We start from the raw sequence: 12882 nt of genomic DNA on the forward strand, positions 1-12882 counted from the left end.
GCGTCCCGCCGCGCCTCTCGCGCCGGGGAAGATCTCGCTCGCACGCCAGCTCGGCCTCGGCATCCGCCGGGTGGTCATCGACGCCGGCCACGGTGCGCACGACCCCGGGGCCCCGGGGTTCGCTGGGCTGCAGGAAAAGGACGTCACGCTCGACGTCGCGCTGCGCCTGCGCGACGTGCTCCGCGCGGCCGGCTACGAGACCGTCCTCACGCGCGACCGCGACGTCTACCTCCCCCTCGAGGAGCGCACGGCGCTGGCCAACACCTCCCGCGGGGACCTCTTCATCTCGGTCCACTGCAACGCCAGCGACGCGGGAAACCTCCACGGCATCGAGACCTACTACCTCAACCTCGCCTCCAGCCGCCGCGCCATGGCGACCGCCGCGCGGGAGAACAGCATGGCGCTCGCGAACATGAGCGATCTGCAGGACCTGCTCAAGGAGATCTACACCTCGAAGATGGACGAGTCGAGCCGCTTCGCGGACGCCGTCCAGCGCTCCCTGCACGCGGCGCTGCGGCGCCGCTACCCCGACGTCAAGGACCTCGGCGTCAAGCAGGCGCCGTTCTACGTGCTCATCGGCGCGCAGATGCCGAGCGTGCTGGCCGAGATCTCGTTCATCAACCACCGCACCGAGGGCGGGCGCCTCGCCGACCCGGCCTACCGCCAGCTGGTGGCGCAGGCCCTGGCCGACGGGGTGCGCCGCTACGCGAAGACCGTGAAGACCGCCGCGCTCGCGCCGGCGCGGGAGGCCGCCCGGTGAGCGCGCATCCGCCGCTGGCCCGCACGCGCAACATCGGCATCATCGCCCACATCGACGCCGGCAAGACCACGGTCACCGAGCGCTTCCTCTACTACTCCGGGCGCAGCCACCGCATCGGCGAGGTCCACGACGGCGCGGCGACGATGGACTGGATGCCCCAGGAGCAGGAGCGCGGGATCACGATCACCGCGGCGGCGACGACCTTCGCCTGGCGCGGCCACCAGCTGAACCTCATCGACACGCCGGGGCACGTCGACTTCACCATCGAGGTCGAGCGCTCGCTGCGCGTGCTCGACGGCGCGGTCGCGGTCTTCTGCGGGGTCGCGGGCGTGCAGCCGCAGACCGAGACCGTCTGGCACCAGGCCGAGCGCTACGGGGTGCCCACGCTCTCGTTCGTGAACAAGCTCGACCGCGTCGGCGCCGACTTCGAGGCGGTGGTCGCGGCCATCGCCGCGCGCCTGAAGACGACGCCGCTGCCGCTGCAGATCCCCATCGGCCTCGAGCGCGACTTCCGCGGCGTCGTCGACCTGCTCGGGGGCCGCGCCCTCTTCTGGCACGAGGACGACCTGGGCGCCGCGCTCGAGGCCGCGCCGATCCCCGCGGAGCTCGCCGGGCCCGCCGCCGCCGCGCGCGCCCACCTCGTCGAGACCCTCGCGGACCGCGACGAGGAGCTGCTTGCCGCCTACGTCGAGGACCCCGAACCGCCCGTCGCGGCCATCGTCGCCGCGCTGCGGCGGCAGACGCTCGCGCGCACGGTGACCCCGGTGCTCTGCGGCAGCGCGCTGCGCAACAAGGGGCTCCAGCCGCTGCTCGACGCGGTGATCGACCTGCTGCCGTCGCCCGAGGACGTGCCCCCGGTGCGCGGCACCGACCCGCGCACCGGCGAGACGGTCGAGCGGCCGCCGCGGGCGGGCGCGCCGCTGTGCGCGCTGGCGTTCAAGGTCATGACCGCGGAGGACCGCCGCCTCACCTACGTGCGCGTCTACTCGGGGCGCCTGCGCGCCGGCGACACGGTCCTCAACGCGACGCGCGGCGAGCAGGAGAAGGTGGCGCGCCTCTTCCGCATGCACGCGAACAAGCGCGAGCGCCTCGACGAGGCGGTGGCCGGCGACATCGTCGCCGCCGCGGGGCTCAAGACGGCCGCGACCGGCGACACGCTGACGGCGCCCGGGCATCCCGTCCTGCTCGAGCCGATGCGCTTCTCCAACCCCGTGATCGCGCTGGCCGTCGAGCCGCGCGGCAGCGCCGACACCGACCGTCTCGCGCACGCCCTCGGCAAGCTGGCCGCGGAGGACCCCACCCTCTCGGTGCGCACCGACCCCGAGAGCGGGCAGAACATCGTCTCGGGGATGGGCGAGCTGCACCTGGAGATCGTGCTCGACCGCCTCGAGCGGGAGTTCCACGTGCCCGTGCGCTCCGGCAGGCCGCAGGTCATCTACCGCGAGACGATCTCGCGCGAGGCCGACCGCGCCGCGGAGTTCCAGCGGGAGATCGCGGGGCAGACGGTGCGCGCCGAGGTGGCGGTGCACCTGCGGCCGCTCCCGCGCGGCGCCGGCGAGCGGGTCTTCATCAGTCCGCTGCCGCTCGAGCCGCCGGAGGCGATCGCGGAGGCGGTCCGCGGGGGGATCACCGACTCCCTCGGCGCCGGCATGCTCGGCGGCTATCCCCTCGTCGACCTCGAGGCCCGGGTCACGCGGATCGTGTTCCGCCCGGACGATCCGCTGGCCCTGGGGTACCGCATCGCGGCGGCGCGCGCCTTCCGCGAGGCCACCGGCATCGCCGGCCTGATCCTGCTCGAGCCGCTGATGCGCCTGGAGGTGGTGACGCCCGAGGAGTTCACCGGGGAGATCATCCGCGACCTGGCCGGCCGGCGCGGGCGCGTCGACGGCATGCACCCCCACGGCGGCGTGCGCCGGATCGAGGCGGTCGCGCCGCTGCGCGAGCTCTTCGGCTACTCGACCGCGCTGCGCTCGCTCTCGCAGGGCCGCGCCTCCTTCTCGCTGCACTTCTCCGGGTACGGCGAGGCCCCGCCCGAGAAGGAGGCGACCTAGGCGGCCGCCCCGGCGGCGGCGCTATTTCCTGGCGGGCGCCGGGTACTGGACGAAGGGCCCCTTCGGCTCGGTGCCGGGCGGGACGAACGCCGGAGCCGCGATGCCCGACGGCCCGAGCTTCCGCATGTAGCGGTACATCGCGACGAGGTCCCCCGGCCACAGCTCGCGCACCCCGTACCAGGGCATGGGCGGGCGGGTCTGGAGCTTCTTCACCGCCGCGATCCACTCCTGCTCCGAGAGGCGGGCCACGAACAGCCGCAGGTTCGCCGGGTACGTCGTCCCCCAGGCGCCGCGATAGCCCACGGTGTCGCCGAGCACCCAGGACTCCTCCGGCACGGCGCCGGCGGCCGCGGCGTAGCCGGCCGTGTGGCACTCGTTGCAGCCGGCGATCTTCACGAGATAGCGGCCCCGCGCCAACTGCTGGGCGGCTGCGTCCGCCGCGGACTTCTTGCCGGCGGGCGCCGCGCCCTGCTTCGCGCCGCTCCCGCCGGCCGGAGGCGCAGCCTGCGCGGAGGCGGCGACGGCCGCGACGACAACCAGCGTTCCGAGCATCTTTGCGAGCATGGGTCCCTCCGTTGGTTTTCGCGCGATTATACCTGCTCCGGGGCCGCACGCACGGAGCGGCGGCCCGATCGTGGTACCATCGCCACCCGCATGAGGACGCGCCGCACGTGAGGACCTTCGCCGCCTACCGCCCGCTCGCGCCGACCTTCGCCCGCAGCCGCCGCGATCTGCTGCTGGGGCTGGCGGCGCTGGTGCTGACCAACGCGGCGACGTTCGCGCTCCCGTGGATCCTCAAGCGCGCCGTGGACGACCTGCACACCGGGATCAGCCGGGACGCGCTCGCGACGTACGTCGGGCTGATCCTGGTGGCTGCGCTCGTCCAGGGCCTCTTCCGCTACTGGGCGCGGCTGCTGCTCATCGGCGTCTCGCGCGACGTCGAGTACGACCTGCGCAACCTGCTCCTCGCCCGCCTGCTCTCGCACGCCCCCGTCTTCTTCCAGCGCTATCGCACCGGCGACCTCATGAGCCGCGCCACGGCGGACATCGAGGCGGTGCGGATGGTCATCGGCCCCGGCATCATGCAGCTGGGCAACACGGTGTGCACGTTCGCCATCGCGGTCGCGATGATGCTCTCGCTCAGCCCCGCCCTGACCCTCTGGTCGCTGCTGCCCCTGCCCCTGATCGCCGCCGTGATGTACTTCTCGGCGCAGGCCTACCACCGCCTGTACCTCGCCGTGCAGGTGCAGCAGGCGGCGCTGAACACGGTGGCGCAGGAGAACTTCACGGGCATCCGGGTGGTCAAGACGTACGCCCTCGAGCCCCACCAGCGCCGGAGCTTCTTCGCGGCGAACGGGGCCTACCTCGAGCACAGCATGGCGCTGGCGCGCGCCCTCGGGTTCTTCCACCCGCTGGTCGCGATGGTCGCGGGCACCGGGACGCTGATCGTGCTCTGGGCCGGCGGGCGCGGCATCATCGAGGGCCGGATCACCCTCGGCACCCTGGTGGCCTTCATGGCCCTCTTCGGCCTGCTGACCTGGCCGACGATCGCCCTCGGGTGGGTGATCAGCCTCCTGCAGCGCGGGTCGGCGGCGATGGGGCGCATCCGCGAGGTCCTCGATGCGCCGGAGGAGATCGCCGACCCCCTGGAGCCGCTGCCGCTGCCGCGGACGCCCGAGGGCGCGGCGCTGGAACTGCGCGACGTGACCTTCGCCTACCCCGGGCGTGCCGAGCCCGCGCTGCGCGGCGTGAGCCTGCGGGTCGCCCCCGGCGAGCGCATCGCCCTCGTCGGCCGCACCGGCGCCGGCAAGTCGACGCTCCTCGCGCTCATCCCCCGCCTCTGGGCGGTGGCCGACGGCAGCATCCTTGTCGACGGGACCGACGTCAACCGCGTGCGCGTGGCGGAGCTGCGCGGGCAGATCGGCTTCGTCCCGCAGGAGACGTTCCTCTTCTCCGACACCATCGCCGAGAACATCGGCTTCGTCGGGGCGGACGCCGCACCCGCGGACCTCGCCGCCGTCGAGGCCGCGGGGCGGCTCGCCGCCCTCGAGGCCGACGTCGCGGCGCTCCCCGACGGCTACGGCACCGTGGTCGGGGAGCGCGGGGTCACGCTCTCGGGGGGCCAGAAGCAGCGCGTCGCCATCGCGCGCGCGCTCGCGCGGGCGCCGCGGCTGCTCATCCTCGACGACGCGCTCTCCTCCGTGGACACGGAGACCGAGGAGCGGATCCTCGCCGCGGTCGCCGCGCCCGGCGGCGGGCGCACGCTGCTCTTTGTGTCGCACCGGCTCTCGACCATCCGCCGTGCCGACCGCATCTGCGTCCTCGAAGGGGGCGCGCTTGTCGAGGTCGGCACCCACGAGGAGCTCATGGCCCGGGAGGGGGCGTACCGCAGACTCGTCGAGCGGCAGCTGCTCGAGGAGGAGCTGGAGCGCGAGGGGGCCTGATGCGCCACGACCACCTCATCGACGAGATCGAGCCGAAAGGCTTCGACCGGCACCTGCTGCGCCGGCTGCTGGCGTACCTCGCGCCGTACCGCTGGCGCGTGGCGCTCGCCATCCTGCTCCTGCTCGCCGCCTCCGCCCTCTCGCTCGTGGGCCCCTACCTCGTGAAGCTGGGCATCGACGAGCACATCGCGACCGGGGACCTCGCCGGGCTCGACCGCATCGCGGTGCTCTTCTTCGCCGTCGCCCTCGCGGGCTTCGTGCTGCGCTACGCCCAGACGCTGCTCACCTACCGCATCGGGCAGCTGGCGATGCTGGACCTGCGCCTGGCCGTCTTCGACCGCATCGAGGCGCAGCCCCTGGCGTACTTCGACCGCACGCCGACCGGGCGCCTCATGACCCGCGTGGGCTCCGACGTCGAAGTCCTCCAGGAGCTGTTCTCGACCGGCGCGATCACCGTCTTCGGGGACCTGTTCACCGTGCTCGGGGTGGTCGTGGCGATGCTCGCGATCAACGCGCGGCTCGCGCTCGTGTCCTTCGCGGTGCTGCCGCTGCTGTTTGGCGCGACCGTGTTCTTCCGCAGCCGCGTCCGGCGCTCCTTCCGCGCGATCCGCCAGAAGGTCGCGCGCATGAATGCCTTCCTCAACGAGCACGTCGGTGGGATCGTCGTCGTGAAGCTCTTCTCCCGCGAGGCGCCGGCGGCCGCGCGCTTCGAGCGCATCAACGACGAGCACCGGCAGGCCTTCATGGGCGCGGTGCTCGCCTACGCCGTCTTCTTCCCCGTCGTGGAGCTGATCGGGGCGGTCGCCGTGGCGCTCCTGCTCGGCTACGGCGGCGCGCAGATCCTCGCCGGGGCGCTCTCCTTCGGCGGGCTCGTCGCCTTCCTCGAGTACGTGCAGCGCTTCTACAAGCCGGTGCAGGACCTCGCGGAGAAATTCAACATCCTCCAGTCCGCGATGGCGGCGGCCGAGCGGATCTTCGGCGTGCTCGACACCGAGCCGGCGATCACGGACCCGCCCGCGCCGCTGCCCGTGACCAGGGCGCGCGGCGCGGTCGAGTTCCGTGACGTGCACTTCGCGTACGAGCCGGGCGAGGAGGTCCTGCGCGGCATCTCGCTGCGCGTGGAGCCCGGCGAGACGGTCGCCATCGTCGGCGCGACCGGCTCCGGCAAGACCTCCCTCGTCAGCCTGCTCGCGCGCCTCTACGATCCGCAGCGGGGGACCGTGCTCCTCGACGGCGTGGACGTGCGCGCGTACGCGCAACGCGACCTGCGGCGGCAGATGGCGGTCGTCCTGCAGGACGTGTTCCTCTTCTCGGGCAGCGTCCTCGAGAACATCGCGCTGGGCGACCCCGGCATCGACCGGGACGCCGCGGTGGCGGCGGCGCGGCGCGTCGGCGCCGACGGCTTCGTCCGCGCCCTGCCCCGCGGCTACGACACGGCAGTGGGGGAGCGGGGCGTCCTGCTCTCCGTCGGCGAGCGGCAGCTGCTGTCGTTCGCGCGGGCGCTGGCCCACGACCCGCCGCTGCTGGTCCTCGACGAGGCGACGTCCTCGGTCGATTCACAGAGCGAGGCGCTCATCCAGCAGGCGCTCGCGGTGCTCTTCGCGGGACGCACGTCGATCGTCATCGCGCACCGGCTCTCGACGATCCGCGATGCCGACCGCATCGTGGCGCTCCAGCGCGGGCGGATCCGCGAGTCCGGGACGCATGCCGAGCTGCTGCGCGCCGGCGGCCTCTACGCCAAGCTCCACCGCCTGCAATACGTCGGCGGCTGAAAACCGGCCATCTGCGGCGTTGCACTCCTCATGTCTGCCTGCGGCGGGCACGAGCCCGCCTCAGCATCCATTTCGTCGCGCGCCTTGCATCTGACCGCTTTTGAGCTGCCTCCAGACGGTCTCAGGGGCAGGCGGACGCCATCCCAGGATTCGCTCTTCGCGTGACTTGTCACGGGCCAATCCTGCTTGGCTGTAATGACGTGGGTCCAGTCGGGATGAAAGACAGGCAAAGCAAAGGCCCCGGCCGGACCGCCCGGCCGGGGCCTGAGAGCGCGAGGGAGGGACTACTCGACCTTGACCTTCCCGTCCTCGATGATCAGGTCGTACTTGTACCCCATCCCGAAGTCCTTGTTGAGCGTGATCTTGCCGTTGATCAGCACGGTGTCGCCGACCTTGGCCTCGTCCATCGTCGTGATCGTCAGGTCGTTGCCCCCGGCCTGGCCGGTGCCGTCCTGCACGTGGATCCAGTTCTTGCCCATGATCTGGGGGCTGAACTTGACGACCTTGCCGCGCACCGACACGTCCTTGCCGCCCAGCGCGCCCTTGCCCGCGTAGATGTCGCCGACGGTCTTGTCGGCCTTCTTGATGTTCGTGAACGAGACGTTCGCGTCCTTCGCGGCCTGCGTCGGATCGAGCTTCGGGTGCGCCCCCTCCGGCATCTGCGCCGCCATGTCGCCGCCGCCCATGCCGGGCATGCCGGACATCCCCATCCCGCCGCCCGGCGCGGCCGCGCCGGCCGGCAGCTTGTCGCCCTTGGCGATGGCCCCGACGAAGTAAACCACGTCGAAGGTGCGGTTGAGCGTGTTGCTCTTGTAGTTGGCCATCGGCATCCCCTCGGGGATGGTGACCGTCTCGCCCTTCTTCACGTCGAACTGCGGCGCCGCCGCCCAGACCTTGGACTTGCCGTCGTCGACCTGCACGTAGGTGTAGCTGCCGGCGTTCATCGTCTCGACGACTTTGCCGGTGATCAGCTTGCCGGCGGCGGACTGCGTCGGGGCGGACGCCGCGGGCATGCCGCCGGGCATGCCCGTCGGCGGGTGACCGGGCGGCTTCTCCATGCCCTCGCCGGGGCTCATCGGCGCCGGTGCCGAGGCCTGGGGCTGCGGGGCAACCTCGGGCGCCTTGCTCTTGCAGGCAACGGGGACCGCGCACACGACCCCGACCGCCACCAACATCCGTATGGCCTGCTTCATCACGCGTCTTCCTCCCTCTTGTCGTCGACCGGTCGGCGCCCGGGCGTCCCGGACGCTTCGCGAACGCTTATTCTTACCAGAGACCGCCCCGGGGTGCAAGGTCGCGCGCGTGGCGTCCCGCGGGCCGCCCGTGCCCCCCCGGCGCGGCGCGCTCCCTTGAGCCCCCCATCGACCGCCGTTTCCAGGGCGTATAGACCGCGGGGCGGACCAGAAGTTCCAGCAGGAACGGGGCGATACGAGGCCGCCGCTCACGCCGCAGGAAGCGAGAGGCTGAACTCCACGCCGGCGCCGCCGGGGAGGTTGCGGGCCTCCAGCACGCCCTCGTGCTGGTCAGCGATGCGCGAGGCGATGGCCAGCCCGAGCCCCGTCCCTCCGTCCTTGGTCGTGAAGAACGGGTCGAACACGCGCTCGAGCTGGTCGGCGGGGATGGGCGGCCCGGTGTTGGTCACGCGCACGACCTGGAAGCGCCGTCCGCCCTGCTCGGCCGCGCCGAGGATAAAGCTCAGCGTCCCCCCGCCCCGCGGCGCCATCGCCTGCACCCCGTTGAGCGCGACGTTCAGCAGCAACTGGGTGAGCTGGTCCGCGTCGCCCGACACCTCCTCCGTCGCGCCTTCGCCGGGCTGGAAGGCGACCGTCACTCCCTGCTTGCGCGCCTGCGTCTCCACCAGCGCGACGACGCGGCGGACGACCTCGCGCAGATCCAGGGGCCTGCGGTCCGCGGGGCGCGGCCGCGCGAAGGTCAGGAAGCGCTCCGCCGTCTGCGCCAGCCGGTCGATCTCGCCGATGTGCAGCTCGAGCATCCGCCGCTCCGGGGCGTCCGCGGGGACGACGTCCCGCAGGATCTCGGCCGTCCCCTTGAGCGCGTGCAGCGGGTTCTTGATCTCGTGCGCGATCCCGGCGGTCAGTTCGCCGAGCGCGCCGAGCCGCCCCGCGCGGATGAGCTGGGCCTCGATCCGGCGCTGCTCGGCGAGGGCGTCGGCCAGCTCCCGCGCCAGCCGCTCCTGCTTGCGCCGCTCGCCTCGCTCGCGGTCGACCAGCAGCCCGGCCACGACGGCGACGATGTTGAACAGCAGGATCTCCAGCCCCTTGACGAGCGCGTCCGCGGGATCCTGCGCGACGAGGCTCGTGAAGGCATGCGGGAAGTACGCGGCGGAGGCGAACAGCGAGAGCGTGATCCCCCCGCGGAACCCCTCCGAGAAGGCGGCGAAGAGGATGGGCAGGTAGTAGAGGCGCCGCAGCACCTCGTGCACCTGGCCGTGGTGCGTCGGCGCGCCGTAGTGCAGCGCCGTGATCCCCAGGCACGGCAGCCACGCCGTCAGGAGCATGCGGGCGCTGAAGAGCGCGCGCACGCCGCCCACGCGGGGCGCCTCAGACATTGCGCCGGATCCCGTGCTTCTCGATGCGGTAGACGAGGATGTGCCGCGGCACGCGCAGGTACGCGGCGGCCTGGCTGATGTTCCCGCCCTTGAGCCGCAGCGCGCGCTCGATGACCTTCTTCTCGAGGTCCACGAGCGAGAGCCCCTCGGGCGGCAGCGGCGGCCAGCCTTCGGCTTCGGTCTCGGCCGCGGCGGCGTCCTCGCGCCCGCGCGGCGCCGGCGGCAGGTCCCCGAGGGCGACCTCGCCGCCGCGGCTGAGGATCGCCAGGCGCTCGCAGGCGTTCTTCAGCTCGCGCACGTTGCCCGGCCACGGCCGCGCCGCCAGCTCCGCCATCACCGCCGGCGGCACCGACAGCTCGCGGTCGGCGCTGAGCTCGCGCATGAAGTGCTCCACCAGCGGCGGGATGTCCTCGGGGCGCTCGCGCAGCGGCGGCACGCGGATCTCCACGACGTTGAGCCGGTAGTAGAGATCCTCGCGGAAGGCGCCCTCGCGGATCCGCTCCGGCAGGTCGCGGTTGGTGGCCGCGACGATCCGCACATCCACCGGCACGGGGGCATCGCCGCCGACGACGTCCACGACGCGCTCCTGGAGCGTCCGCAGCAGCTTCGCCTGCAGCGCGAGCGGGATCTCGGCGATCTCGTCGAGGAAGAGCGTGCCGCCCGCCGCCTGCCGGAAGCGCCCGGGGCGTTCGCGCACCGCGCCGGTGAAGGCGCCGCGCGTGTGGCCGAAGAGCTCGGACTCGAGCAGCTCGCCGGGGATCGCCGCGCAGTTGACGGCGACGAACGGTCCATCCACGCGCCGCGAGCGCACGTGGATGCGCCGCGCCACCGCCTCCTTGCCGGTGCCGCTCTCCCCGGTGACCAGCACCGTCGCGTCCGTGGGCGCGACGCGGTCGGCGACCTCGAGGACGCGGGCCATCGCCGCGGAGACGCTGACGATCGCGCGCTCCACGCCGCCGGCGCGGATCCGCAGGTCGCGCACCTCGGCCGCGAGCCGCCGCCGCTCGAGGGCCTTGTCGACCGCCAGCAGCAGCTGCTCCCGGTGGAAGGGCTTGCCGATGAAGTCCTCCGCCCCCTCCTTCATGGCGGCGACCGCGGTCTCGACGTTGCCGAAGGCGGTGATCACCAGCACCGGGACGTCGGGCGCCCGCCCCCGTACGGCGCGCAGCACCTCCAGGCCGGAGACCCCGGGCATCTTCAGGTCCGTGATCACCAGGTCGAACCGCGCCGGGGAGAACAGTGCCAGCCCCTCGCGCCCGTCGGGCGCCGCCGTCACCTCGTGCCCCGCCCGGCGCAGGTTGAAGAGCGCGACCTCGCGCCCCGCCTCGTCGTCGTCGATGAACAGGATGCGGCCGGCGCCGGTGCGGCCGCCCCCCGCCGAGCCCGCTGGCATCGTCGCCTACCTGCTCCGCATGCGGGACTCGGTGCCCGCGCGCAGGCGCTGCACGTTCGCCCGGTGCTTGAACAGCACGAACACCGCCAGCGCCGCGAAGAGGAGCGTGACCGGGCGCTCGGCCCCGGCCAGCGCCGCGACCGCCGGCAGCGCGAGCGCGCCGGCGATCGAGGCGAGCGAGACGTAGCCGAGCGCGAAGAAGAGCGACAGCCAGACGGCGCCGAACGCCACCGCCGCCTGCCAGCACAGCACCAGCGCCACCACGACCGTGGAGATGACCCCCTTGCCGCCCCGGAACCCGAGAAAGGGCGAGTAGCAGTGCCCCAGCACCACCGCGGCCCCCGTCGCGGCCAGCCAGGCGGGCCCGACGCCCGCCAGCCGCGCCGCCAGCAGCGGCGCCACGCTCTTGAGCACGTCCCCGCCCGCCGCGGTGATGCCGGCCGCGCGCCCGGCCACGCGGAAGACGTTCGTCGCGCCGACGTTCCCGCTCCCCTCGCGTCGCACGTCCCGCCCGGCGATGAGGCGCCCTGCCAGGTAGCTGCAGGGGATCGAGCCGGCGACGAAGCCGGCGAGCGGCCAGAGCGCCTCCATCACCGCCCCTCTATCGCCCCCTGACCGAGTTCGCCAATAATCTCATAACGTCCCAAGTGGGTAATCATAGTTCCCTTGAGGATGGTTATTTAGCGAACTTGGCCTTGGCACTACGGAACACCGGCCCCCACACTGGATGCCCTGCTTCTGCGGGAGTCAGCTCAAAATTCGGGTTGATCGCCAGCGCCTTCCTGAAGGCATCGAAGCACATCTTCTCCCTCCCGGAAACGCAATGTATGAAAGCAAGGTATTTATATGCGCTCACTTTGTCATCCCTATCGGCCAGTTTCGTTTGCAGAACGGTATTCAACGCTTCCATGGAGGCAATATAGTTGCCTTCCTCGTAGTTCTCTACGCCCTTGTTCAGCTTATGGACAGCTGTCCTGTTATACCACCAGCATTCATCACATGTATTCAGGGCATGACAGCCACTCAGAAACCATGCAAGCAGCACGCCTAGTAATACATTGCGGCGACCAAACATCCAAACACTCCTATTTTTTCAGTCATCAAATTCTAGTTGGCGAATTTGTGCTCAATTTTTATTTTCTCGCCCGGTGCCACCTTGATGACAACTGTGCGTGTCGGGAACGTCGTATTGCGAATCTTGATCTCATGCGAGCCGCCAACGACCTGCAACTCCAGCAAAGGGGGGCTTACACCCTGCATTCTACCATCCAGATAAACCTCTCCCCATGGCTTGATCAACAAACTCACCACTGCTGGAGCTCCTGTCGTCTCGGCCAAAGTACGCACACGAGAGCTTTTCTTTACTCCCTGTACCGTCTTGTCTGATTTCTTGCGCTCTGCTGCTTTTTTTGCCGTGCTTGATTCCGGGGGAGTCTGCACCTTGGTGTCCAGATGCAACTGCACCTTGTTATCCATTGCAGCCTGAGCTGCGACACCTGAAGGCGTCCGTGCGCTATCGGCCTTTCCTTGCGCGGCCAGCAAAACCGGCGATGGACGGCTCGCCAATTTGACCGTCAATGTGACCAACAACGAGAGCAGCACGATCGACGCTGTTCCGATGACCGCGACGCGCTGCCTTCGGGTCGCATTGTTGTAATACATAATGGCCCGGCGCTCCCACCGGGCCATGGTGCCGGCAAAGCTGTCCCAATAGTTTTCCACCCGGAACATCAAGGCATCAAAGCCCGTCGCACCAGCTTGTCTGGATTGTTTGGCCAGGCTCCGTTGCGTCGAGGTGAAGTCACCCGGGTAGCCGATCGCATAAACCTCGTGTTCGCGCACGTGCTTGTAGGTGCGCGAGCCCTGGTAATGGAACATGCCCGCATATTCCTG

Annotated in this window: 11 protein-coding genes; 4 read left to right on the forward strand and 7 right to left on the reverse strand. The window is 71.1% G+C overall.

The window, feature by feature from the left end; all coding sequences use genetic code 11:
• Positions 1–760: N-acetylmuramoyl-L-alanine amidase (locus VI078_08180; protein HEY5999263.1), on the forward strand; the 760-nt coding region annotated here is incomplete at its 5' end.
• Positions 757–2811, forward strand: coding sequence for an elongation factor G (gene fusA, locus VI078_08185; protein ID HEY5999264.1), 2055 nt, complete (start codon positions 757–759; stop codon positions 2809–2811). The genes VI078_08180 and fusA, both read left to right, overlap by 4 nt.
• A gap of 21 nt (positions 2812–2832) precedes the next feature.
• Here the strand turns inward: fusA and VI078_08190 are convergent, their stop codons facing one another.
• A complete protein-coding gene (locus VI078_08190) occupies positions 2833–3375 on the reverse strand; it encodes a cytochrome C (protein ID HEY5999265.1) in 543 nt (180 codons plus the stop codon).
• Between the two features lie 107 nt (positions 3376–3482).
• Here VI078_08190 and VI078_08195 point away from each other — a divergent pair, with 107 nt between their 5' ends.
• Together VI078_08195 and VI078_08200 are read left to right on the forward strand one after the other, a co-directional pair.
• Positions 3483–5255 (forward strand): ABC transporter ATP-binding protein, encoded by a 1773-nt coding sequence (locus VI078_08195; GenBank protein HEY5999266.1) that lies wholly within the window; start codon positions 3483–3485, stop codon positions 5253–5255.
• Positions 5255–7027, forward strand: a complete 1773-nt coding sequence (locus VI078_08200; GenBank protein HEY5999267.1) for an ABC transporter ATP-binding protein — start codon at positions 5255–5257, stop codon at positions 7025–7027. The genes VI078_08195 and VI078_08200 overlap by 1 nt, the downstream gene beginning before the upstream one ends.
• A gap of 284 nt (positions 7028–7311) precedes the next feature.
• Here the strand turns inward: VI078_08200 and VI078_08205 are convergent, their stop codons facing one another.
• The 6 genes from VI078_08205 to VI078_08230 all read right to left on the reverse strand — a co-directional run.
• Positions 7312–8220: a nucleotide-binding protein gene (locus tag VI078_08205; protein ID HEY5999268.1), complete on the reverse strand. Its 909-nt coding sequence runs from the start codon at positions 8218–8220 to the stop codon at positions 7312–7314.
• Between the two features lie 248 nt (positions 8221–8468).
• Positions 8469–9596 (reverse strand): ATP-binding protein, encoded by a 1128-nt coding sequence (locus tag VI078_08210; GenBank protein HEY5999269.1) that lies wholly within the window; start codon positions 9594–9596, stop codon positions 8469–8471.
• Positions 9589–10989 (reverse strand): sigma-54 dependent transcriptional regulator, encoded by a 1401-nt coding sequence (locus VI078_08215; protein ID HEY5999270.1) that lies wholly within the window; start codon positions 10987–10989, stop codon positions 9589–9591. The genes VI078_08210 and VI078_08215 overlap by 8 nt, the downstream gene beginning before the upstream one ends.
• Positions 10990–10995: 6 nt before the next feature.
• Entirely contained in the window at positions 10996–11580 is a 585-nt protein-coding gene (plsY, locus tag VI078_08220) for a glycerol-3-phosphate 1-O-acyltransferase PlsY (GenBank protein HEY5999271.1), read from the reverse strand.
• Between the two features lie 85 nt (positions 11581–11665).
• Positions 11666–12064, reverse strand: a complete 399-nt coding sequence (locus tag VI078_08225) for a TssQ family T6SS-associated lipoprotein (GenBank protein HEY5999272.1) — start codon at positions 12062–12064, stop codon at positions 11666–11668.
• Positions 12065–12096: 32 nt separating this feature from the next.
• Positions 12097–12882: hypothetical protein (locus VI078_08230; protein HEY5999273.1), on the reverse strand; the 786-nt coding region annotated here is incomplete at its 5' end.

This window comes from bacterium (genome assembly GCA_036524115.1).
Lineage (GTDB): Bacteria > JAUVQV01 > JAUVQV01 > JAUVQV01 > DATDCY01 > DATDCY01.

What these genes read in the sequence shown, in the direction of transcription:
- VI078_08215 (HEY5999270.1), bottom strand. Translation starts at nt 10,989, where the DNA reads ATGCCAGCGGGCTCGGCGGGGGGCGGCCGCACCGGCGCCGGCCGCATC.
- VI078_08210 (HEY5999269.1), bottom strand. Translation starts at nt 9,596, where the DNA reads ATGTCTGAGGCGCCCCGCGTGGGCGGCGTGCGCGCGCTCTTCAGCGCC.
- VI078_08200 (HEY5999267.1), top strand. Translation starts at nt 5,255, where the DNA reads ATGCGCCACGACCACCTCATCGACGAGATCGAGCCGAAAGGCTTCGAC.
- VI078_08205 (HEY5999268.1), bottom strand. Translation starts at nt 8,220, where the DNA reads ATGAAGCAGGCCATACGGATGTTGGTGGCGGTCGGGGTCGTGTGCGCG.
- VI078_08190 (HEY5999265.1), bottom strand. Translation starts at nt 3,375, where the DNA reads ATGCTCGCAAAGATGCTCGGAACGCTGGTTGTCGTCGCGGCCGTCGCC.
- plsY (HEY5999271.1), bottom strand. Translation starts at nt 11,580, where the DNA reads ATGGAGGCGCTCTGGCCGCTCGCCGGCTTCGTCGCCGGCTCGATCCCC.
- VI078_08225 (HEY5999272.1), bottom strand. Translation starts at nt 12,064, where the DNA reads ATGTTTGGTCGCCGCAATGTATTACTAGGCGTGCTGCTTGCATGGTTT.